Below are 21595 nucleotides of genomic sequence, written 5' to 3' on the forward strand. Positions count from 1 at the left end.
ATGCTCTTTCTAGTGAAGGTTAGGTAGCCGCCAGTGGCGGCCACGGTGCTTGGGCTTCAGCGCACGCAAGGCTCTTGGCGACGGATGTTGCCAATCTGGCGCAGGCTCAGGCCGTACTTGTTGGCCAGCAGGCTGCGGGACAAACCGTCGGCGCTTTCTTTCTGGATCTGCTGGTTGCGCAACTGGCGCATGAAGTGGTCAGCCTTGGGGATTTCCAGGGCGACCCCGGCAAAGCGCTTGATCAGTGCGTCGAGCGCTTCGGCCGGTAGCACCTCGACGAGCTTGGTGCGCTCGCGGTGTTTGGGGATGTACTTGGGCCTGCCGCCGTAGGCGCAAGTCAGCTGGTAGGCGTTGTCGATGCCGATGCAGTCGATCAGGGCCTGCAACGAGTGCGGCAGTTGGCTGATATCGATCTGGCTCAAATCTGGCAATTGCATATGGCGCTCCTTCGGGATGGGTGGGCTGTGCGACCCGATCACCAGCGGCGTTATGTCGAAGGTGTGAGCAAATTCTGTGCGACAGCCAAGGCCCGTCGCTAGGCGGCATATGGGTTGGAGGTTGTAGCTTCGGTGCACAGGGTTTGCAGGCAGCGATATCCGGCGTTGTAGGAAATGTCGTCGACATTTGGCTGTGACAGGTAATGTCTCATCTGGTCACCACCGTTAATGCGGATTGGGTCCGATAACCTCAGTCGCAGGGATAACTGCTCAGCAAGCTGGCGCTGCGCAGGTAGGCTTGGGGGGTGGCGCGCATGCCTTGGGGCAAGGTGCGCCAATCAACCAGCAGGCACAGCGCGTGCAGCGGCTGGCCGTTGCGCTGGCCGATGACCTGGCCGGCAAAACTGCGACGGTACAGGGCCTGGGTCTGGCGCAGCGCTTGCACCTGGTCGGCCTCGGCCAAGGTTTGCCGGGCCAAATCAGGCAACCGGGCGGAAGGCACGCTGAAATGCACCGGGGCACCCTCGGCCTGCAGGTAGCCTGCCTGGCGCACTCGTTGCCACAGTTGTTGCCAATGGCTGGCGCCGGCGTGCGCCGCCAGCTCGCGGCCAAGGTCGAGCAGGTGCTCGGCAGGGGTCTGGCGGGTGTCCAGTGCATGAAGGGAAAGGGGCGTCAGAAACAGGGATGCGAACAGCAGGGGTTTGTACATGGTGCCTCCGGCATGGGTGCTTGAGAGCACCATGCTTTCAGGCTGCCGCCGCCTCACCCAGCAGGAAATTCAGCGCTGGGGGCGGTGGCCGTTGTATCATTGCCGCGGCTCGTTGCGAGCCATTTGCCCCTGATGTTGCAAGGAACCTTCGATGACACACGTGCAGCGCCTCAAATATTCTCTTCTGATCATCCTGGTGGTACTGGGCCTGATGCTGGGCCTGTCCCACCTGCAGAAGCAGGGCACGATCAGTGAGCAGACCTTCCAGATGCTGGCCATCGCCATCGCCGTGGTGGTCGTGGTGATCAACGGCATTCTGCGGCGCAAGGTCAAGCCCTGACCTGCGCGGGCCGGCCAGGCATGGCCGGCCAAGCGCTCAGCGTGAAGGCGTGTGCTCCAGCATGGCGCGCGCCTGGGGGTTGAGGCTGTAGCATTTGTCGCTGCCCAGCTGGATGACGCCTTCGGCGCACAGCCGCTTGAGCACTTCGCGCACGCTGAGGAACGACAGCGGAATATCCAGCTGCTCCAGTTGTGCGTGCACGCCGCGCACGCCAATGCTGCGGCCATTACGGTCGGCGGCGTGCAAGGCATCGATCACTTTGAGGCGGATCAGGCTGGTGCGCAGGCCGAAGCTGCGCAGCAGTTCGCGGATCTGCCCGTTGCCGGTGCGCTCCTCAGCAAAAACGTCCTGTTCCTTGGGCGCTCTGCCAGGGGCTCGCCCGGCCTGGATCGAGGGTTGCGGGTTGTACATGTGAATGCTCCTTTTCGTGGACGAACCCGAAATATGGGTGGCTCACTTATTAGGACGAATGAGAACGCAAAAACTGCAACCCACTCGTGAAAAAAGTTCTTCGCGGAAAGCTGGGGGAGCGTGGCTGCGATCTGTTTGTCGGGCGGTTAGGGCCTCCAGGTGCATGGCTTGGGTTTGAGGTGGTGCACAGATCGAGCGCCGCCCGCGCGGCGCTCGTTCTCACAGGCGCTGAAAATGCTGTGGCAAGCACCTCCCAGCCGAAATGCATTATCCAATCAGGCAAAAAACCTATTCCCCAACAAGACGTTCCATCGCCTTGTAATACGTAAAATTTTCCTCTACCCATTCGTCTGATCGGGATAACCCCCGAACCCGAGGAGTGCCCGTGTTTCCACTTTCCCGTCCCATGACTTGCGCTGGCCTGGCCGCCGCCCTGGTGGCCTTCAGCGTCGGCGTACAGGCGCAAACCGCCGCCGATGCCAGTGCGCAGATTCGCCGAACCAGTTACGGGGTGCCGCATATCGTCGCCAAGGATGAGCGTGGCCTGGGTTATGGTGTCGGCTACGCCTACGCCCAGGACAACCTGTGCCTGCTGGCCAATGAAGTGCTGACCGTCAGTGGTGAGCGCTCACGCTACTTCGGCGCCAAGGGCAAGACCCTGGAGCAGCGCGACAACTTGGCCAGCGACCTGTTCTTCACCTGGCTCAACAGCCCGGCGGCGGTCGAGGCGTTCCTGCAGGCGCAGCCAGCGCCAGTGCAGGCGCTGTTGGCAGGTTATGCCAGCGGCTACAACCGGGCGTTGGCCGAGCGCCGCAGCGAAGGGTTGCCCGCCGAGTGTGGCACCGGCGAGTGGGTGCGGCCCATTACCAGCCAAGACCTGGTCAAGCTGACCCGCCGGTTGTTGGCCGAAGGCGGCGTGGGGCAGTTCGTCGAGGCACTGGCGGGGGCGCAACCACCAACCCTGACCAGCCAGCAATCGTCAGCTGGTTTTGCCACCGCGCTGGCCCGGCAGGAGCGTTTCGCCTCGGAGCGCGGTAGCAATGCCGTGGCTGTGGGCGCGCAGCGCTCGGCCAATGGTCGAGGCCTGTTGCTGGCCAACCCGCACTTCCCGTGGATGGGCGGCATGCGCTTCTACCAGATGCAACTGACCATCCCAGGGCAGCTTGATGTGATGGGTGCGGCGTTGCCCGGCCTGCCGATGATCAACATCGGCTTCAACCAGCACCTGGCCTGGACGCATACCGTAGACACCTCCACGCATTTCACCCTCTACCGCCTGCAACTCGACCCCAAGGACCCGACCCGTTACCTGCTCGATGGCAAGTCACTGCCGTTGGCCCGGCAAACCGTCAGCGTTGCGGTCAAGGCGGAGGATGGCAGCCTGAGACAGGTAGAGCGGCAGGTCTACAGTTCGCAGTTCGGCCCTGTTGTGCAATGGCCAGGCCGCCTGGACTGGGATGCGCATGCGGCTTACAGCTTGCGCGACGCCAACCTTGAGAATACCCGGGTGCTGCAGCAGTGGTACCAGATCAACCGGGCCGACAGCCTGGCGGCGTTGAAGGGTTCGGTCGAACAGCTGCAAGGTATCCCTTGGGTCAACACCTTGGCCGTTGATCAGGGTGGCCGGGCCTTGTACCTGAACCAGTCGGTAGTGCCCTATGTCGACCAGCAGCTGCTCGACAGCTGCAGCAACCCACAGGCCCAAGGGCGTCTGGTGGTGCTGGATGGCTCGCGCAGCGCGTGCCAGTGGAAGGTCGATGCGCAGGCGGCTCAGCCAGGTATCTTCCCGGCACGCTTGCTGCCAAGCCTTGAGCGCCAAGACTTCGTGCAAAACTCCAACGACCCGGCCTGGCTGGCCAACCCGGCGCAGCCGCTGACGGGCTATTCACCCTTGGTCAGCCGCAGTGACCAGCCGTTGGGCATGCGAGGCCGCTTTGCCCTGCAACGCTTGCAGGGTAAAGCCCGCTTGGGTGTCGATGACCTGCAGCGCATGGTGACCGATGATGAAGTCTACCTGGCCAGCCTGGTGCTGCCAGACCTGCTGCAATGGTGCAAAGGTGCCGGCGCGGACGTGCAGGCCGTGTGCAGCAGCCTGGCGGCCTGGAATGGCAAGGCCGACCTCGACAGCGGTATTGGCCTTGTGCATTTCCAGAACCTGTTCAATGCCCTGGCCGAGCACCCGGAAAGCTGGCGCGTAGCCTTTGACCCGGCTGATCCGCAGCACACCCCGCGCGGCTTGGCGGTAGAGCAAGCTGCCGTGAGCAAACTGGTACACGAGGCGGCACTGGCCTCGCTCAAGCAGGTTGCCGACAGCGGTGTAGGGGGGGAGGCGAAGTGGGGGCAAGTCCAGCAATCGCTGGATGGCACGCCGGTACCGGGCGGCCCGCAGGCGTTGGGCGTGTACAACGCGATGTACAGCGTGCCGCACGGGCAGGGTAAGCGGCTGGTGGTCAGTGGTACCAGCTACCTGCAACTGGTCAGCTTTACTGATAAAGGGCCTGAGGCTCGGGGATTGTTGGCGTTTTCCCAGTCAAGCGAAGCGGCTTCGGCGCACGCCAGTGACCAGACCAAGGCCTTTGCGGCCAAGCAGCTGGCAGTGATTCCGTTTACCGAGGCACAGATCAAGGCTGACCCGGAGTACCGGGAAATCGTGATCAGTGAACGGGACAAGGGAGTAGTGGCACAGCAGTAAGGCATCCCGCCCCCTTCGCGGGTAAACCCGCTCCCACAGGAACACCACAATGCCAGTATCTGTGGAGTACCTGTGGGAGCGGGTTTACCCGCGAAGAAGGCGACCCGGTCGGTCAGGAAAACTCGAACGGCGCCAACTGAAACCCTTGCTCGTCAACCTGCAAGGCCCAACCGCCGCGGTCCCAGTCACCCAGCACAATGCGCCGTGCCGGTTGCCCATCAACCACCAGCTTGTGAATCGCCGGCCGGTGGGTATGGCCATGCACCAACGTGCGCACGCCATGCGCTGCCATCACCTTCGGTACTTCCTCGGGTGTGACGTCGACGATCTCGGTGGACTTCATCCGCGTTTGCGTGCGGCTTTCGCTGCGCAGCTTGCGCGCCAGCTTGTAGCGGGCCGACAGCGGCAGGTGCCGCAAGATCCACAGGCTCAGCGGGTTGCGCAGCAAACGGCGCATTTTCATGTAGCCCAGGTCGCGGGTGCACAAGGTGTCGCCATGCATCAGCAGCACCTGTTCACCGCCCAGCTCGATCACGCTGGGGTCGCTTAACAGGGTGCAGCCCGCAGCGTCGCAAAAGGCCTGGCCAATCAGGAAGTCACGGTTGCCGTGCATCAGGTAGATGGCCGTGCCGCTGTCGCTCAGCCGGCGCATGGCCTGGCAGATCGACTGCTGGAAGGGCGTCATGGCATCGTCGCCAATCCACGCTTCGAAGAAGTCGCCAAGGATGTACAGCGCCTTGGCGTGGCGGGCACGGCCGTCGAGCAGATCAAGAAACGCCCGGGAAATATCCGGGCGTTCTTCTTGCAAGTGCAGATCAGAGATCAGCAGGATCACTCAATGATCTCGGCTTTCTCGATGATCACGTCGTCTTTCGGCACGTCCTGGTGGCCAGCCTTGGAACCGGTGGCAACTTTCTCGATGGCGTCGACCACTTCACGGCCTTCGATCACTTCACCGAACACGGCGTAGCCCCAGCCCTGCACGTTCTTGCCGCTGTGGTTGAGGAAGTCGTTGTCGGAGGCGTTGATGAAGAACTGTGCCGAGGCAGAGTGCGGCTCCATGGTGCGGGCCATGGCGATGCTGTACTTGGTGTTCTTCAGGCCATTGTCAGCTTCGTTCTGGATGCTGGCGCGGGTTTTCTTCTGGCTCATGCCAGGCTCGAAACCGCCGCCCTGGATCATGAAGCCTTTGATCACACGGTGGAACACGGTGTTGGCGAAGTGGCCGTCTTTGACGTATTGAACGAAGTTCTCAACAGTTTGCGGAGCTTTTTCGGCGTTCAGTTGCAGGATGATGTCGCCGTGGTTGGTGCTCAGTTTGACTTTGGACATGCTGAAATTCGCTCTTTCAAGGCAATCAGAAATTAGGGTGCGCAGGGCGCGGGTTATCACCTGACGCAGGATCAGGCGATCACGACACATGGCGCGCACCGGCCATTTTGCCAGGGTGCGGCAAAAAGCCGTGATAAATCACGCCAGTTTGTCCGGGCCCGACTGTCAGCAGCTTGACTGCTTCGGCTATGATAGGCCCTTTGATTCAATCGGCCTACCCAGGCCGGACACGTGCATTCAAGGATCCTATGAGCAAGCCCACTGCCGACAACGCGCCCAACGCCGCTGCCAAAGGCGCCCCCGCTGTCCCTGCGAACTTCCTGCGGCCGATCATCCAGGCCGACCTGGACTCGGGCAAGCACAGCAGCATCGTCACCCGTTTCCCGCCGGAGCCCAATGGTTACCTGCACATCGGCCATGCCAAGTCGATCTGCGTCAACTTCGGCCTGGCCAAGGAGTTCGGGGGCGTCTGCCACCTGCGTTTCGACGACACCAACCCGGCCAAGGAAGACCAGGAGTACATCGACGCCATCCAGAGCGACGTCAAATGGCTGGGCTTCGACTGGGCCGGCGACGTGCGTTACGCCTCCGACTATTTCGACCAGTTGCACGACTGGGCCGTAGAGCTGATCAAGCGTGGCAAAGCCTATGTTTGCGACCTGACCCCTGATCAAGCCAAGGAATACCGCGGCAACCTCAAGGAGCCGGGCAAGAACAGCCCGTTCCGCGAGCGTAGCGTGGAAGAAAACCTCGACCTGTTCGCACGCATGAAAGCCGGCGAGTTCCAGGATGGCGAGCGCGTGTTGCGGGCCAAGATCGACATGGCATCGCCGAACATGAACCTGCGCGACCCGATCCTGTACCGCATTCGCCATGCCCACCACCACCAGACCGGTGACAAGTGGTGCATCTACCCGAACTACGACTTTACCCACGGCCAGTCGGACGCCATCGAGGGCATTACCCACTCGATCTGCACCCTGGAATTCGAAGGGCATCGTCCGCTGTACGACTGGTTCCTCGACAACCTGCCGGTGCCGGCACACCCGCGCCAGTACGAGTTCAGCCGCCTGAACCTGAACTACACCATCACGTCCAAGCGCAAGCTCAAGCAGCTGGTCGACGAAAAGCACGTCGAAGCCTGGGACGACCCTCGCATGTCGACCCTGTCCGGCTTCCGTCGCCGTGGCTATACCCCGGCCTCGATCCGCAATTTCTGCGAAATGATCGGCACCAACCGCTCCGACGGCGTGGTCGACATGTCGATGCTCGAATTCAGCATCCGTGACGACCTGGACCGCACCGCCCCACGCGCCATGTGCGTGCTGCGCCCGCTGAAAGTGGTCATCACCAACTACCCGGAAGGCCAGGTCGAGCAGCTTGAACTGCCGCGCCACCCGAAGGAAGACATGGGTGTGCGCGTGTTGCCGTTCGCCCGTGAGCTGTACATCGACCGCGATGACTTCATGGAAGAGCCGCCAAAGGGCTACAAGCGCCTGGAACCGGCCGGTGAAGTGCGCCTGCGCGGCAGCTACGTGATCCGCGCCGACGAAGCCATCAAGGACGTCGACGGCAATATCGTCGAGCTGCGCTGCTCCTACGACCCGGACACCCTGGGCAAGAACCCTGAAGGCCGCAAGGTCAAGGGCGTGATCCACTGGGTGCCAGCCGAAGGCAGCGTCGAGTGCGAAGTACGCCTGTACGACCGCTTGTTCCGCTCCGCCAACCCGGAAAAGACCGAAGATGGCGGCAGCTTCCTCGACAACATCAACCCGGATTCGCTGCAAGTGCTCAGCGGTTGCCGTGCCGAGCCGTCGCTGGCCCAGGCGCAGCCCGAAGACCGCTTCCAGTTCGAGCGCGAAGGCTACTTCTGCGCCGACCTGAAGGACAGCCAGCCGGGCCGCCCGGTGTTCAACCGCACTGTCACCCTGCGTGACTCCTGGGGCAGCTGAGGAACCGCCGTGCTTAGCATCTACAACACCCTGAGCAAGACCAAGGAAACCTTCAAGCCGCTGGATGGCAACAAGGTGCGCATGTACGTGTGCGGCATGACCGTGTACGACTACTGCCACCTGGGCCATGGCCGCAGCATGGTCGCCTTCGACCTGGTCACCCGCTGGCTGCGCAAGAGCGGTTACGAGCTGACCTACGTGCGCAACATCACCGATATCGATGACAAGATCATCAACCGGGCCAACGAGAACGGCGAAACCTTCGACGCGCTTACCGCCCGCATGATCGACGCGATGCACGAAGACGAGCGCCGCCTGAACATCCTGCCGCCGGACCAGGAGCCGCGTGCCACCGACCATATCGCCGGTATGCACGCCATGATCCAGACCCTGATCGACAAGGGTTACGCCTACGCCCCGGGCAATGGCGACGTGTACTACCGCGTCGGCAAGTTCGTCGGTTACGGCAAGCTGTCGCGCAAGAAGATCGAAGACCTGCGCATCGGTGCACGCATCGAGGTCGACGAGGCGAAGCAGGACCCGCTGGACTTCGTGCTGTGGAAAGGCGTCAAGCCCGGCGAGCCGAGCTGGGAATCGCCATGGGGCCCAGGCCGTCCGGGCTGGCACATCGAGTGCTCGGTGATGTCCACCTGCTGCCTGGGTGAAAGCTTCGACATTCACGGCGGCGGCAGCGACCTGGAGTTCCCGCACCACGAGAACGAGATTGCCCAGAGCGAGGCGGCCACTGGCAAGCAGTACGCCAACGCCTGGATGCACTGCGGCATGATCCGTATCAATGGCGAGAAGATGTCCAAGTCGTTGAACAACTTCTTCACCATCCGCGACGTGCTCGAGAAGTATCACCCGGAAGTGGTGCGCTACCTGCTGGTGGCCAGCCACTACCGCAGCGCGATCAACTACTCCGAAGACAGCTTGCGTGATGCCAAAGGCGCGCTGGAGCGCTTCTACCACGCCCTGCGCGGCTTGCCCCGCGTGGCGGCCAAGGGTGGTGAAGAGTTTGTCGAGCGCTTCAGCGTGGCGATGAACGACGATTTCGGCACCCCCGAAGCCTGTGCCGTGCTGTTCGACCTGGTGCGCGAGATCAACCGTCTGCGCGACAGCGACCCACAGGCTGCTGCTGGCCTGGCCGGTCGCCTGCGTGAGCTGGGTGATGTGCTGGGTGTGCTGCAACTGGAAGCCGATGACTTCTTGCGTGCCGGTGCCGAAGGCAAGGTGGATGCGGCCGAGGTCGAGGGCTTGATCCAGGCGCGCCTGCAGGCGCGTGCGGACAAGAACTGGGCTGAATCCGACCGCATTCGCGACCAGCTGACCGCCATGGGCGTGGTGCTGGAAGACAGCAAGGGTGGCACTACCTGGCGTCTGGCTGACTGATCGGCGTAAATAGGGCTGCTTTGCAGCCCTTTCCGAGCAGAGCACCCAATTCGTAAGCGAGACGCGGTTTCTGTGGGAGATCACCCAGCCCTTCAGGCTGCGCTGTCGCGCAGAGAACAGAGCCCGAAAGCGTGTCGCAGACCTTGTGGGAGCGGGTTCACCCGCGAATGCGGAGGTAGAATCAGCATCGCATTCGCGGGTAAACCCGCTCCCACAGGTCCCTGCTAAATCAATGAGTTATGTGTTGTTCTATGAGAGCGGGCGTGCCCGCGAACACCGGCAAAGCCGGTGCCACTTATCGCGCTGCCATTCGCGGGTCAACCCCGACACCACAAAAACCGTGCGATAAACGAACACTAGTCTCTGCTCATCTGTCCGCTATCCGCCCATCCAATGCCAACGCCGCATTGCTCAACCCCCGCCTTTTTGCTTAAGTGTGCCCATCCACCGGTTGTCGCCTGCTTTCGCGACCAGCAACCGGCCCGATAGAATGACCGTGACGACCGCAACCACAGCCCACAAGGCCGTAGGAAGCGGCGACCAGAACAATAACGATGCCGAGTGCCTTGCCTATGGAAAGCCGCCTGCTGAGCGAACGCAGTAGCGTGTTTCATCACGCCGACCCTTATGCTGTGTCCGATTATGTCAACCAGCATGTAGGCCAGCATTGCATCGGTCTGTCGCGCACCACTCACCCCCAGGCCAGCCTCAGCCATCGCAAGTTCGCCGAACTCGACCTGTGCCGCATCAGCTACGGCGGCAGCGTGCGGGTTACCTCACCAGCACTTGAAAGCATCTACCATCTGCAAGTGTTGCTCAATGGCAACTGCCTGTGGCGTGGGCACAAGCGCGAGCAGCATCTGGTGCCGGGCGAGCTGCTACTGATCAACCCCGACGACCCGGTAGACCTGACTTATTCGGAAGACTGCGAGAAATTCATTCTCAAGGTACCGACGCGTCTATTGGACTCGATCTGCGACGAACAACGCTGGTACCGGCCCGACGGCGGGGTGCGCTTCTTGCGTAACCATTACCGGCTGGACGAGCTGGACGGCTTCGTCAACCTGCTGGCCATGGTCTGCCATGAGGCGGAGGTGAGCGATTCGCTGCCGCGGGTGCAGGGCCATTACAGCCAGATTGTGGCCAGCAAGCTGCTGACCCTGATGAGCACCAATATCCGCCGTGAATGCCTGAGTGCGCCCCAAGCGGGACTTGAGCGTATTCTTGATTACATCGAACGTAACCTGAAACTGGAGCTGTCGGCTGAAGTGCTGGCAGAGCAGGCCTGCATGAGCTTGCGCTCGTTGTATGCCTTGTTTGATCAGCACTTGGGCACCACACCCAAGCATTACGTGCGCCAGCGCAAGCTGGAGCGGGTGCATGCCTGCCTGAACGACCCGACCTGTGGCGTGCGCAGTGTGACCGAGCTGGCTCTGGACTACGGTTTCCTTCATTTGGGGCGGTTCTCGGAAGTGTATCGGCAGCAGTTTGGCGAGCTGCCTTCGCAGACGTTCAAGCGGCGGGGGTGATGCACGCCAGCTGGGTCACCTAATATTTCTACCAGTTGTTTGCATTTCATGTGCAAGCCACCATGTCGACGTCGCGGACTTCCTCTTCTTCACTGCAGTACACCGTTTATGGGCGTGATGGAGGCGAGCAATGTTTATCAGTGCTGCGCTTCAATGGACAGAGAAAAGAGTCTTTCACTGGGCACTACTTGCTGGGGAATGGATACCGTGCGTTCAATCCGATTTTGATGAGATTCCACAGCCCTGACAGTTTGAGCCCAATGGGGGTGGAGAAATAAACTGTTATGCCTACTGTGGTGGGGATCCGGTTAATTATACGGATCCCAGTGGGCACATTAAGTTTCCTAAGGTTGCAAAAGCCCCTGCGCTTCGGACAATTTGGGAAGCGCCTGAAGCGCCGAGACCTCAAAAATCTACGATGCTGTCAAGTGTTCGAAAACATGCCGGAGCTGCTGACCATACTGTGAGCAAGCAAGTTGTAGGCACTATCAACAATCTTGGTCGTGGTTACGGGGATCAAATACAACCCATCATGAATTCATCGAATTGGTCAGATGCTCAAAAATTATTAGTGCACGGCACCGCAGTGAAGCTATCAAGCAACATCGGATAAAATTTAAAGAGAGCCGCTGGCTATCCTGTCAATGCGGCTGCGACTCCCATATCGTCAAATAGTCAATTAATGGAGGCGCTCGCGGTAGTGGCACCACTCAACGAAAAAATGCAAGCGGCAGGAAGCACGAACACCTTTGTGAACGATGTTGTTGCAAGCTGGCTTCATGACCCCAGACGGCTGGCTCCAAAAGTGCGAGATCCCGGCAAGGCTGGATAGCACTCTGCACAATCCGGATAGTCCCCCGCCAGCGGTCTCCCTAACCTGACCAGGTCTAAACAATAACAAGGGAGACCCTGGCCATGTCCCTGGGATTCGACTACCTCAATGCCATGCTTGAAGACGACCGTGAAAAGGGCATCTACCGCTGCAAGCGCGAGATGTTCACTGACCCCCGCCTGTTCGACCTGGAAATGAAACACATCTTCGAGGGCAACTGGATCTACCTGGCCCACGAAAGCCAGATCCCCGAGAAAAACGACTTCCTCACCCTGACCATGGGGCGCCAGCCGATTTTCATCGCGCGCAACAAGGACGGTGAGCTCAATGCCTTCCTCAACGCCTGCAGCCACCGCGGCGCCATGCTGTGCCGGCACAAGCGCGGCAACCGTTCCAGCTACACCTGCCCGTTCCACGGCTGGACCTTCAACAACAGCGGCAAGCTGCTCAAGGTCAAAGACCCGAGCAATGCCGGCTACCCCGACAGCTTCAACTGCGACGGCTCCCACGACCTGACCAAGGTGGCGCGTTTCGAGTCGTACCGTGGCTTCCTGTTCGGCAGCCTGAATGCCGACGTCAAGCCGCTGGTCGAGCACCTGGGCGAGTCGGCCAAGATCATCGACATGATCGTTGACCAGTCGCCAGAAGGCCTGGAAGTGCTGCGCGGCGCCAGCTCGTACATCTACGAAGGCAACTGGAAGCTCACCGCCGAAAACGGCGCCGATGGCTACCACGTCAGCTCTGTGCACTGGAACTACGCCGCCACCCAGAACCAGCGCAAGCAGCGCGAAGCCGGTGACGAAATCAAGACCATGAGCGCCGGCGCCTGGGCCAAACAAGGCGGTGGCTTCTACTCGTTCGACCACGGCCACCTGCTGCTGTGGACCCGCTGGGCCAACCCCGAAGACCGCCCGGCCTACGAGCGCCGCGACCAGCTGGCCGCCGACTTCGGCCAGGCCCGCGCTGACTGGATGATCGAGAACTCGCGCAACCTGTGCCTGTACCCGAACGTGTACCTGATGGACCAGTTCAGCTCACAAATCCGCATCGCCCGGCCGATTTCTGTGAACAAGACCGAAATCACCATCTACTGCATCGCGCCGAAAGGCGAGAGCGCCGATGCCCGCGCCAAGCGTATCCGCCAGTACGAAGACTTCTTCAACGTCAGCGGCATGGCCACCCCGGATGACCTGGAAGAGTTCCGCTCGTGCCAGACCGGTTACGGCGGCGGCACCGGCTGGAACGACATGTCCCGCGGCGCCGCGCACTGGGTGGAAGGTGCTGACGAGGCGGCCAAGGAAATCGAACTCCAGCCGCTGCTGTCCGGCGTGCGTACCGAGGATGAAGGCCTGTTCGTGCTGCAGCACAAGTACTGGCAGGACACCATGATCCAGGCGCTGAAGGATGAACAGCAACTGATCCCCGTGGAGGCCGTGCAATGAGCCTGTATGAAACCGTGCGCGACTTCCTCTACCGCGAGGCGCGCTACCTGGACGACGCCCAATGGGACCAGTGGCTGGAGCTGTACGCCAGCGACGCCACCTTCTGGATGCCGAGCTGGGACGATGACGACACCCTCACCGAGGATCCACAAAGCGAAATCTCGCTGATCTGGTACGGCAATCGTGGCGGCCTGGAAGACCGTGTGTTCCGCATCAAGACCGAGCGCTCCAGTGCGACCGTGCCCGACACCCGCACCTCGCACAACATCAGCAACATCGAGATCGTCGAGCAGGGTGAGGGCAGCTGCCTGGTGCGCTTCAACTGGCACACCCTGAGCTTCCGCTACAAGACCACCGACAGTTACTTCGGCAGCAGCTTCTACACCCTCGACCTGCGCGGCGAACAGCCGCTGATCCAGGCCAAGAAGGTGGTGCTGAAGAACGACTACGTGCGCCAGGTCATCGACATCTACCACATCTGATACAGGGTTTTGCGAGCACTGCCTGGGGCGTCCTGCGACGCACCGTGGCCCGGCTCGCCCGCGAGGTGCAACATGAGCTTCCAGATCGCACTGAATTTCGAAGACGGGGTCACCCGCTTCATCGAGGCCACCGGCCAAGAAACCGTGGCCGACGCCGCCTACCGCCAAGGCATCAACATCCCGCTGGACTGCCGCGACGGCGCTTGCGGTACCTGCAAGTGCAAGGCCGAGTCTGGCCGCTACGAGCTGGGCGACAACTTCATCGAAGACGCCCTGAGCGAAGATGAAATCGCCGAAGGTTACGTGCTCACTTGCCAGATGCGCGCCGAAAGCGACTGCGTCATCCGCATCCCGGCCTCGTCGCAGCTGTGCAAGACCGAACAGGCCAGCTTCGAGGCGGCTATCAGCGATGTACGCCAGCTGTCGGCCAGCACCATTGCCCTGTCGATCAAGGGCGACGCCCTCAGCCGCCTGGCCTTCCTGCCAGGGCAGTACGTCAACCTCAAGGTGCCGGGCAGTGAGCAGAGCCGCGCCTACTCGTTCAGCTCGCTGCAGAAGGACGGTGAAGTCAGCTTCCTGATCCGCAACGTGCCGGGCGGGCTGATGAGCAGCTTCCTGACCAGCCTGGCCAAGGCTGGCGACAGCATGAGCCTGGCCGGGCCGCTGGGCAGTTTCTACCTGCGGCCGATCCAGCGCCCGCTGTTGCTGCTGGCCGGTGGCACCGGCCTGGCGCCGTTCACCGCGATGCTGGAGAAAATCGCCGAGCAGGGCAGCGAGCACCCGCTGCACCTGATCTATGGCGTGACCAACGACTTCGATCTGGTCGAACTCGACCGCCTGCAGGCCCTTGCGGCGCGCATCCCCAACTTCACCTACAGCGCCTGCGTGGCCAACCCGGACAGCCAGTACCCGCAGAAGGGCTACGTGACCCAGCACATCGAGCCGCGCCACCTCAACGATGGCGATGTGGATGTGTACCTGTGCGGGCCACCGCCGATGGTCGAGGCGGTAAGCCAGTACGTGCGTGAGCAGGGCATTACCCCGGCCAACTTCTACTACGAGAAGTTCGCGGCGGCGGCCTGATTCCTTCATCCCGAACATAACACCGCCCCCTTGTAGGAGCGGGTTCACCCGCGAAGAGACCAGCCGGTACAGCGACATTGCCTGGTCGGACGCATTCGCGGGTAAACCCGCTCCTACAAAAACGGCGGGCAGGCGGAGATTTGCATATGAACAACAGATTCCAAGGCAAGGTCGCCCTGGTTACCGGTGCCGCCCAGGGCATCGGCCGGGGCGTGTGCTGGCGGCTCAAGGCCGAAGGCGCGCAAGTAGTTGCAGTAGACCGCTCCGAACTGGTTCACGAGCTGGCCGGCGAGGGCATGCTGACCCTTACCGCCGACCTGGAACAACACGCCGATTGTGCCCGGGTCATGGCCAGCGCCGTAGAAACCTTCGGCCGCCTCGACATCCTGGTCAACAACGTCGGCGGCACTATCTGGGCCAAGCCCTTCGAACACTACGAAGTCGAGCAGATCGAAGCCGAAGTGCGCCGCTCGTTGTTCCCCACCCTGTGGTGCTGCCACGCCGCACTGCCGTACATGCTCGAACGCGGCAGCGGCGCCATCGTCAACGTCTCGTCCATCGCCACCCGCGGCGTCAACCGCGTTCCCTACGGCGCAGCCAAAGGTGGCGTCAACGCGCTCACCGCGTGCCTGGCCTTTGAAACCGCCGGCCGGGGCATCCGCGTCAACGCCACCGCGCCCGGTGGCACCGAAGCGCCACCCCGCCGTGTGCCGCGCAACAGCGCCGAGCAGAGCGAGCAGGAAAAACACTGGTACCAGCAGATCGTCGACCAGACCCTCGACAGCAGCCTGATGCACCGCTACGGCAGCATCGACGAGCAGGTCGGGGCGATTCTGTTCCTCGCTTCCGACGAAGCCTCGTACATCACCGGCGTGACCCTGCCGGTAGGGGGCGGCGACCTCGGCTGAGCAGCAACTTCAAGGCAAAAGCTTTTCTCCACAACAAAAACAAGAGCGACAGATGCCATGCGAACCCTTGACGTACATTCGATCATCGATAATGCGCGCTTTACCCCGTTCCACTGGATGGTCATGGCCTGGTGCGGCCTGCTGCTGATCTTCGACGGCTATGACCTGTTCATCTACGGCGTGGTACTGCCGGTCATCATGAAAGAGTGGGGCCTGACCCCGTTGCAAGCCGGTGCGCTGGGCAGCTATGCGCTGTTCGGCATGATGTTCGGGGCCTTGGCGTTCGGCAGCCTGGCCGACCGCATCGGGCGCAAGAAGGGCATCGCCATCTGTTTCGCCTTGTTCTCGGGGGCGACCATCCTCAATGGTTTCGCCAGCAGCCCGAGCGAGTTTGGCATCTACCGCTTCATCGCCGGCCTGGGCTGTGGCGGCCTGATGCCCAACGCCGTGGCGCTGATGAATGAATACGCGCCCAAACGCCTGCGTAGCACGCTGGTGGCGATCATGTTCAGCGGCTACTCGCTGGGCGGCATGCTGTCGGCGGGTGTTGGCATTTTCATGCTGCCGCGTTTCGGCTGGGAGTCGATGTTCTTCGCCGCCGCCGTGCCGCTGCTGCTGTTGCCGGTGATCCTCTACTACCTGCCTGAGTCCATAGGTTTCCTGGTGCGCCAGGGCCGTGGCGACGAGGCACGCAAGCTGCTCAAGCGCCTGGACCCGGACTGCGACGTGCAACCTGATGATGTGCTGGTCGCCCCTGTGGGAACGGGCTTGTCCCGCGAAAGGGCCGGCAAGTTCACCGCCGTACTCGAACTGTTCCGCAACGGCCTGGCCATTCGCACCTTGGCGCTGTGGCTGGCGTTCTTCTGCTGCCTGTTGATGGTCTACGCGCTCAGTTCGTGGCTGCCGAAGCTGATGGCCAACGCTGGCTACAGCCTGGGTTCTAGCCTGTCGTTCCTGCTGGCGCTGAACTTTGGCGGCATGGCCGGGGCGATTCTCGGCGGCTGGCTGGGCGACCGCTACAACCTGGTCAAGGTCAAGGTGGCGTTCTTCATCGCCGCAGCACTGTCGATCAGCCTGCTGGGCGTCAACAGCCCGATGCCAGTGCTGTACCTGCTGATCTTCATTGCCGGCGCCACCACCATTGGTACGCAGATTCTGCTGTATGCCGGCGCTGCGCAAATGTACGGCTTGTCGGTGCGCTCCACCGGTTTGGGCTGGGCGTCTGGCATTGGCCGCAACGGCGCCATTGTCGGCCCGCTGCTGGGCGGCGCCCTGATGGGCATCAACCTGCCGCTGCAACTCAATTTCATCGCCTTCGCCATCCCTGGCGCCATTGCCGCGCTGGCCATGGCCGTGCACCTGGCCAGTGGCCGGCGCCACGCCCAGGCCGTTGCGGCGCAGGCGTAACCCGAAAAGAACAAGATGAGGTAACCCACCATGACCGCGAAAATTTCCCACACTGCCGAGGTGCAGCAGTTTTTCCAGGAGGCCGCAGGCTTCGGCAACGATGACGGCAGCCCGCGCCTGAAGCGCATTGTGCAGCGCGTGCTGCAAGACACCGCATGGCTGATCGAAGACCTGGAAATCAGCGAAGACGAGTTCTGGCATGCCGTCGACTACCTCAACCGCCTGGGCGGCCGCGGTGAAGCCGGGCTGCTGGTGGCAGGCCTGGGCATCGAACACTTCCTCGACCTGCTGCAAGATGCCAAGGACCAGCAGGCAGGCCTTGTCGGCGGCACCCCGCGCACCATCGAAGGCCCGCTGTACGTGGCCGGTGCGCCCATCGCCGAAGGTGAGGTGCGCATGGACGATGGCAGCGAGGAGGGCGTGGCCACCGTGATGTACCTGGAAGGCCAGGTGCTCGACCCGCAAGGGCAACCCTTGCCGGGTGCCACGGTCGACTTGTGGCATGCCAACACCCGCGGCACCTATTCGTTCTTCGACCAGAGCCAGTCCGAGTACAACCTGCGTCGGCGCATCGTCACCGATGCCGAAGGGCGCTACCGCGCACGCTCCATCGTGCCGTCCGGCTACGGCTGCGACCCGCAGGGGCCAACCCAGGAATGCCTGGACCTGCTGGGCCGCCATGGCCAGCGCCCGGCGCACGTGCACTTCTTCATCTCGGCGCCGGGGCATCGGCACCTGACCACGCAGATCAACCTGTCGGGGGACAAGTACCTGTGGGATGACTTTGCCTATGCCACGCGGGATGGGTTGGTGGGGGAGGTGGTGTTTGTCGAAGGCCAGGCGGGGCGGCATGCCGAGTTGAAATTCGACTTCCAGTTGCAGCTGGCCCAGGGCGATGCGGATGAGCAGCGTAGTGGGCGGCCGCGGGCTCTGCAGGAGGCCTGATTCACCCGCGAAGAAGCCAACACAGAACAAGAGCCAGCCACCAAGGCCGGCCGATGCCTTGCGAGAAGTGCCATGAAAACCCTGATCAAGGACAGTTCACTGTCCGCCATCGTCGCCGGCTGCATCGCCACGATGATCTCCTACGCTGGCCCGTTGGTGATCATCTTCCACGCCGCCGAAGCCGCCGGCCTGTCTCACCAGCAACTGTCTTCCTGGGTCTGGGCAGTGTCCATGGGCAGCGCCGTGCTCGGTGCGCTGCTCAGCCTGCGTTACCGGGTACCGGTGGTGATCGCCTGGTCTATCCCGGGTTCGGCACTGCTGGTCACTGCCTTGCCGCAACTGGGCCTGGAACAGGCCGTGGGGGCCTACCTGGTGGCGAACCTGGTCCTGCTGCTGATCGGCATCAGTGGGGCCTTTGACCGTATCATCGCGCGCCTGCCGGGTTCCATCGCTGCCGGCATGCAGGCCGGCATCCTGTTCAGCTTCGGCATCGAAGTGTTCCGCGCCTTGCCGGTGCAGCCGCTGCTGGTACTGGCGATGTTCGTCACCTACGTGCTGATGCGCCGGGTACAGCCGCGGTATGCGGTGGCCGCGGTGCTGTGCGTGGGCACCCTGGTGACGGTGGCCAGCGGTGCGTTTCGCAGCGAAGCGCTGGTGCTGGAGCTGGCTTCGCTACAGTGGATCGCCCCGCAGTTCAGCCTGGCGGCGGTGTTCAGCCTGGCACTGCCAATGGTGCTGGTGGCCCTGACCGGGCAGTTCATGCCTGGCATGGCGGTGCTGCGCAATGCCGGCTATGCCACGCCGGCCAGCCCGCTGATCACGGCCAGCGCCCTGGCCGGCGCGGTATTGGCGCCGTTCGGTTGCCACGGGCTGAACCTGGCTGCGGTAACCGCCAGCCTGTGCACCGGCCACGAAGCCCACGAAAACCCCCGTCGGCGCTATGTGGCAGCGGTCGCTGGCAGCGCGTTGTACCTGCTGCTGGGCATCGCCGGCGCCACGCTGATGTCGCTGTTTGCGGCCTTTCCCGCCGCCCTGATCGCCGCCCTGGCCGGCCTGGCGCTGTACGGCGCCATCAGCGAAGCGCTGGCGCGCAGCCTGGCGGAACCGGCCGAGCGCGATGCCGGGCTGTTCACGTTCCTGGTCACAGCTTCTGGGGTGGCCTTCCTTGGCCTGTCGGCGGCGTTCTGGGGCTTGTTGTTCGGCCTGCTGGCCCACGCGCTGCTCAGGCTGCGCCAACCAGGTGCACGGGAGGTGCTGCGCCGTACCCCATGAACTGCCGTGTTCCCAACGCTTTATCCAATAAAAACAAGATCAAGAGAGCTTCGGAATGAACCACACCCCTTGCGTCGCCCTGGGCCTGACTTTGCTCAGCCAACCATTGCTGGCCGCCGAAGGCGGTTTCTTCGAGGATTCGAAGGCCACCCTGAGTGCCCGTAACTACTACTTCAGCCGCGACTTTTCCGACATCGTCGGCGCCAACAAGCAATCCAGAGCCGAGGAATGGGCCCAGGGTTTCATCCTCGACTTCAAGTCGGGCTACACCCCCGGCACGGTCGGCTTTGGCGTAGACGCCCTGGGCCTGTTGGGCATCAAGCTCGACAGCAGCCCCGACCGCACCAACACCGGCCTGCTGCCGGTGCACAGCGACGGCCGTGCCGCCGACGAGTACAGCCGCCTGGCCCCCACCTTCAAGGCACGCCTGTCAAAAACCGAGTTGCGGATCGGCGAACTGCAACCGAACCTGCCGGTGCTGACCTTCAGCGACATCCGCCTGCTGCCGCCGACCTATCAAGGTGCCAGTGTGAGTTCAGCCGAGATCGACGGGCTGACCGTGCAGGCCGGCCACCTGAAAAGCACGCACCTGCGCAACGAAGGTGGCGACGGCAAGATGAACGCCATGCTCGGCCATGTACCAATGCGCCAGGCCGAAAGCGAAGCCTTCAACTACGTAGGCGGGGACTATGCCTTCAATACCAACCAGAGCAGTGTCAGCCTGTGGTACGGTCAGCTGGAGGACATCTACCACCAAGGCTTCGTCGGCTTCAAGCACAGCAAGCCGGTGGGGGAATGGGTGCTCAGCGCCAACCTGGGTTATTTCACGGCACGTGAAGACGGCGGCGCGCTACTCGGCAACATCGACAACCAGGCGTTCTTCTCAATGTTCACCGCCCGGCATGGCGGGCACAGCTTCCATGCCGGTTACCAGGCCATCTATGGCGACAGCCCGTTCCCACGGGTATTTGCCAACATCTCGCCGCTGGGCAACGAGGTGCCGACCTATGAGTTCGCCTATACCGGCGAGCGCTCTTACCAGGTGCGTTACGACTACAACTTCGCCGCCATGGGCGTACTGGGCCTGACGGCGACGATACGCTACATCACCGGCAACAACGTCGATACCGGGCTGGGTTATGAAGGGCGCGATCGCGAGCGTGACCTGGACATCGGCTATGCGGTGCAGAGCGGTGTGCTGAAGGGGCTGGGGATTCGGGTGAGGAACGCCATGGCGCGGTCCAACTACCGCAGCGACATCGACGAGAACCGCCTGACGCTGGTATACACCTGGCAGCTGTTCTGAACCTGAACCGGCCCCTGCAGGAAACGCTGTGGGGCCGGCTTGCCGACAGACGCAGGCGTTGAATCAGAAAGTCTGCCCCAACGAGAACTGGAAGATCTGGGTTTGCGCTTCATCTGGCTTTTTCAGCGGCGCCGCCAGGCTGAAGCTCAGCGGCCCCATGGGGCTGTACCAGGTTACGCCAACCCCCAACGACACGGCCATCTGCGCCAGGTCGACACTGCCGCAGCCCTGGGTGGTCGACAGGTTGCAGGTGTCGGCATACACGTTGCCGGCATCGACGAACACCGAGCTGCGCAGTTGGCTCTGGTCCTTCACGAACGGTAGCGGGAAGATGTACTCGGCGCCGCCGGTAATCAGGATGTTACCCCCCAGCACGTCGGTATCGCGGTCGGAAAAGTAGGCTTGGCCGGCGCTGGCGTAGGTGCCGGTAGCCGGTGTGTTGCGCGGGCCGAGGCTGCCGTCCTTGAAGCCGCGTACCGAACCCAGCCCACCTGCGGTATAGCTTTCATGGAACGGCAGGCCGTCGGTTGAACCGTAGCCGTTGCCGTAGCCCAGGCTGGTGTGCAGGCGCAGCGAGGTGTTGTTGGTGACCGGCAGGTAGGTCTGGCCGTTGTAGTCCAGTTTGTAGAACGACAGGTCGCTGCCAGGGGTGGTGGCCATCAGCGTCAGGCTCTGCGAGTGACCACGGGTGGCCAGCACGCCCTTGTTCAGCGTGGACTCGGACCAGCCGATCGACGCCTTGAGGTTGTTGAAGCTCTTGCCCTCGCGGGCGATAAAATCGTAGATCTCGTCGGCGCTGTAGGTGCCTGGCGAGATGTCGTCGTGCTGCAGAGTCAGGCCGTAGGTCAGGCGCGAGGTCTCGCTGATCGGGTAGCCAAAGCTGACCCCGGCGCCGTAGCTGTTGATCGCATAGTACGAAACGCCATCGTCGTAGTAATCGCTGTAGTCGGTGCTGTTGTAGAACAGGTTGTAGCCAAGGCTGACACCGTCGGCGGTGTAGTAGGGGTCGGTGAAGCCGAAGTTGTACTTGGTCTGGTATTCCGAACGGGTCAGGCCGATGGATACCTTGTTACCGGTACCGAGGAAGTTGGTCTGGCTGATCGAACCACCCAGGATCAGGCCGG

Annotated in this window: 20 protein-coding genes; 14 read left to right on the forward strand and 6 right to left on the reverse strand. The window is 62.3% G+C overall.

All coding sequences use genetic code 11. The annotated features are described in order from the left end of the window. Positions 1 to 56 precede the first annotated feature (56 nt). Together ACIP1G_RS10575 and ACIP1G_RS10580 are read right to left on the reverse strand one after the other, a co-directional pair. Positions 57 to 437 carry a Mor transcription activator family protein gene (locus ACIP1G_RS10575; RefSeq protein ID WP_400736338.1) on the reverse strand — a complete coding sequence of 127 codons (381 nt, stop codon included), beginning with the start codon at positions 435 to 437 and terminating at the stop codon, positions 57 to 59. A gap of 250 nt (positions 438 to 687) precedes the next feature. Further along, positions 688 to 1146, reverse strand: coding sequence for a hypothetical protein (locus ACIP1G_RS10580; RefSeq protein ID WP_400736341.1), 459 nt, complete (start codon positions 1144 to 1146; stop codon positions 688 to 690). A gap of 151 nt (positions 1147 to 1297) precedes the next feature. Here ACIP1G_RS10580 and ACIP1G_RS10585 point away from each other — a divergent pair, with 151 nt between their 5' ends. Continuing rightward, on the forward strand, positions 1298 to 1486 hold the full coding sequence (locus tag ACIP1G_RS10585; protein WP_003248064.1) for a hypothetical protein: 189 nt from the start codon (positions 1298 to 1300) through the stop codon (positions 1484 to 1486). A 36-nt stretch (positions 1487 to 1522) separates the two neighbouring features. Here ACIP1G_RS10585 and ACIP1G_RS10590 read toward each other — a convergent pair whose 3' ends face one another. Beyond that, positions 1523 to 1897, reverse strand: coding sequence for a fe2+ zn2+ uptake regulation protein (locus ACIP1G_RS10590; RefSeq protein ID WP_400736344.1), 375 nt, complete (start codon positions 1895 to 1897; stop codon positions 1523 to 1525). A gap of 385 nt (positions 1898 to 2282) precedes the next feature. Between ACIP1G_RS10590 and ACIP1G_RS10595 the strand changes: the two genes are divergently transcribed. Further along, positions 2283 to 4589 (forward strand): acylase, encoded by a 2307-nt coding sequence (locus tag ACIP1G_RS10595; protein ID WP_400736347.1) that lies wholly within the window; start codon positions 2283 to 2285, stop codon positions 4587 to 4589. Between the two features lie 112 nt (positions 4590 to 4701). Here the strand turns inward: ACIP1G_RS10595 and ACIP1G_RS10600 are convergent, their stop codons facing one another. Both ACIP1G_RS10600 and ACIP1G_RS10605 read right to left on the reverse strand, forming a co-directional pair. After that, positions 4702 to 5424 carry a UDP-2,3-diacylglucosamine diphosphatase gene (locus ACIP1G_RS10600; protein WP_400736350.1) on the reverse strand — a complete coding sequence of 241 codons (723 nt, stop codon included), beginning with the start codon at positions 5422 to 5424 and terminating at the stop codon, positions 4702 to 4704. After that, complete coding sequence (locus ACIP1G_RS10605; RefSeq protein ID WP_400736353.1) at positions 5421 to 5921, reverse strand: peptidylprolyl isomerase; 501 nt, start codon at positions 5919 to 5921, stop codon at positions 5421 to 5423. Before ACIP1G_RS10605 ends, ACIP1G_RS10600 begins: the two co-directional genes overlap by 4 nt. 248 nt (positions 5922 to 6169) lie before the next feature. Between ACIP1G_RS10605 and ACIP1G_RS10610 the strand changes: the two genes are divergently transcribed. The 12 genes from ACIP1G_RS10610 (at position 6170) to ACIP1G_RS10665 (ending at position 20471) form a co-directional block, all read left to right on the forward strand. Continuing rightward, positions 6170 to 7873: a glutamine--tRNA ligase/YqeY domain fusion protein gene (locus ACIP1G_RS10610; RefSeq protein WP_400736356.1), complete on the forward strand. Its 1704-nt coding sequence runs from the start codon at positions 6170 to 6172 to the stop codon at positions 7871 to 7873. 9 nt (positions 7874 to 7882) lie between these two features. Next, a complete protein-coding gene (gene cysS / locus ACIP1G_RS10615; protein WP_400736359.1) occupies positions 7883 to 9265 on the forward strand; it encodes a cysteine--tRNA ligase in 1383 nt (460 codons plus the stop codon). A 572-nt stretch (positions 9266 to 9837) separates the two neighbouring features. Continuing rightward, positions 9838 to 10794, forward strand: a complete 957-nt coding sequence (benR, locus tag ACIP1G_RS10620; RefSeq protein WP_400736362.1) for a benABC operon transcriptional activator BenR — start codon at positions 9838 to 9840, stop codon at positions 10792 to 10794. 62 nt (positions 10795 to 10856) lie between these two features. Next, positions 10857 to 11072: an RHS repeat-associated core domain-containing protein gene (locus tag ACIP1G_RS10625; protein WP_400736364.1), complete on the forward strand. Its 216-nt coding sequence runs from the start codon at positions 10857 to 10859 to the stop codon at positions 11070 to 11072. Between the two features lie 637 nt (positions 11073 to 11709). Then, positions 11710 to 13068: a benzoate 1,2-dioxygenase large subunit gene (gene benA, locus ACIP1G_RS10630; protein ID WP_400736367.1), complete on the forward strand. Its 1359-nt coding sequence runs from the start codon at positions 11710 to 11712 to the stop codon at positions 13066 to 13068. Further along, positions 13065 to 13550: a benzoate 1,2-dioxygenase small subunit gene (benB, locus tag ACIP1G_RS10635; protein WP_400736370.1), complete on the forward strand. Its 486-nt coding sequence runs from the start codon at positions 13065 to 13067 to the stop codon at positions 13548 to 13550. The genes benA and benB overlap by 4 nt, the downstream gene beginning before the upstream one ends. A gap of 72 nt (positions 13551 to 13622) precedes the next feature. Then, positions 13623 to 14633: a benzoate 1,2-dioxygenase electron transfer component BenC gene (gene benC, locus ACIP1G_RS10640; RefSeq protein ID WP_400736373.1), complete on the forward strand. Its 1011-nt coding sequence runs from the start codon at positions 13623 to 13625 to the stop codon at positions 14631 to 14633. A 146-nt stretch (positions 14634 to 14779) separates the two neighbouring features. Beyond that, entirely contained in the window at positions 14780 to 15541 is a 762-nt protein-coding gene (locus ACIP1G_RS10645) for a 1,6-dihydroxycyclohexa-2,4-diene-1-carboxylate dehydrogenase (protein WP_019096256.1), read from the forward strand. Between the two features lie 57 nt (positions 15542 to 15598). Next, complete coding sequence (locus ACIP1G_RS10650) at positions 15599 to 16948, forward strand: MFS transporter (RefSeq protein ID WP_400736377.1); 1350 nt, start codon at positions 15599 to 15601, stop codon at positions 16946 to 16948. A gap of 30 nt (positions 16949 to 16978) precedes the next feature. Then, a complete protein-coding gene (gene catA, locus ACIP1G_RS10655; RefSeq protein WP_400736380.1) occupies positions 16979 to 17893 on the forward strand; it encodes a catechol 1,2-dioxygenase in 915 nt (304 codons plus the stop codon). A 72-nt stretch (positions 17894 to 17965) separates the two neighbouring features. Next, complete coding sequence (locus tag ACIP1G_RS10660; RefSeq protein WP_400736382.1) at positions 17966 to 19165, forward strand: benzoate/H(+) symporter BenE family transporter; 1200 nt, start codon at positions 17966 to 17968, stop codon at positions 19163 to 19165. A gap of 55 nt (positions 19166 to 19220) precedes the next feature. Continuing rightward, positions 19221 to 20471, forward strand: coding sequence for an OprD family porin (locus tag ACIP1G_RS10665; protein WP_400736384.1), 1251 nt, complete (start codon positions 19221 to 19223; stop codon positions 20469 to 20471). Positions 20472 to 20534: 63 nt separating this feature from the next. On the opposite strand, the gene bamA is transcribed toward ACIP1G_RS10665, so the two are convergent. After that, positions 20535 to 21595, reverse strand: a 1061-nt coding sequence (gene bamA / locus ACIP1G_RS10670; RefSeq protein ID WP_400736386.1) for an outer membrane protein assembly factor BamA, incomplete at its 5' end; no start/stop codon positions are given.

This window comes from Pseudomonas sp. NPDC089392 (assembly GCF_044749595.1).
Lineage (GTDB): Bacteria > Pseudomonadota > Gammaproteobacteria > Pseudomonadales > Pseudomonadaceae > Aquipseudomonas.

Bases quoted from the DNA above. Each gene is read 5' to 3' on its own strand.
- catA (WP_400736380.1), top strand. From the start codon at position 16,979: ATGACCGCGAAAATTTCCCACACTGCCGAGGTGCAGCAGTTTTTCCAG.
- benR (WP_400736362.1), top strand. From the start codon at position 9,838: ATGGAAAGCCGCCTGCTGAGCGAACGCAGTAGCGTGTTTCATCACGCC.
- ACIP1G_RS10665 (WP_400736384.1), top strand. From the start codon at position 19,221: ATGAACCACACCCCTTGCGTCGCCCTGGGCCTGACTTTGCTCAGCCAA.
- ACIP1G_RS10625 (WP_400736364.1), top strand. From the start codon at position 10,857: ATGTCGACGTCGCGGACTTCCTCTTCTTCACTGCAGTACACCGTTTAT.
- ACIP1G_RS10610 (WP_400736356.1), top strand. From the start codon at position 6,170: ATGAGCAAGCCCACTGCCGACAACGCGCCCAACGCCGCTGCCAAAGGC.
- ACIP1G_RS10590 (WP_400736344.1), bottom strand. From the start codon at position 1,897: ATGTACAACCCGCAACCCTCGATCCAGGCCGGGCGAGCCCCTGGCAGA.
- benA (WP_400736367.1), top strand. From the start codon at position 11,710: ATGTCCCTGGGATTCGACTACCTCAATGCCATGCTTGAAGACGACCGT.
- ACIP1G_RS10660 (WP_400736382.1), top strand. From the start codon at position 17,966: ATGAAAACCCTGATCAAGGACAGTTCACTGTCCGCCATCGTCGCCGGC.
- benB (WP_400736370.1), top strand. From the start codon at position 13,065: ATGAGCCTGTATGAAACCGTGCGCGACTTCCTCTACCGCGAGGCGCGC.
- ACIP1G_RS10575 (WP_400736338.1), bottom strand. From the start codon at position 437: ATGCAATTGCCAGATTTGAGCCAGATCGATATCAGCCAACTGCCGCAC.
- ACIP1G_RS10585 (WP_003248064.1), top strand. From the start codon at position 1,298: ATGACACACGTGCAGCGCCTCAAATATTCTCTTCTGATCATCCTGGTG.
- ACIP1G_RS10650 (WP_400736377.1), top strand. From the start codon at position 15,599: ATGCGAACCCTTGACGTACATTCGATCATCGATAATGCGCGCTTTACC.
- ACIP1G_RS10645 (WP_019096256.1), top strand. From the start codon at position 14,780: ATGAACAACAGATTCCAAGGCAAGGTCGCCCTGGTTACCGGTGCCGCC.
- benC (WP_400736373.1), top strand. From the start codon at position 13,623: ATGAGCTTCCAGATCGCACTGAATTTCGAAGACGGGGTCACCCGCTTC.
- ACIP1G_RS10605 (WP_400736353.1), bottom strand. From the start codon at position 5,921: ATGTCCAAAGTCAAACTGAGCACCAACCACGGCGACATCATCCTGCAA.
- ACIP1G_RS10580 (WP_400736341.1), bottom strand. From the start codon at position 1,146: ATGTACAAACCCCTGCTGTTCGCATCCCTGTTTCTGACGCCCCTTTCC.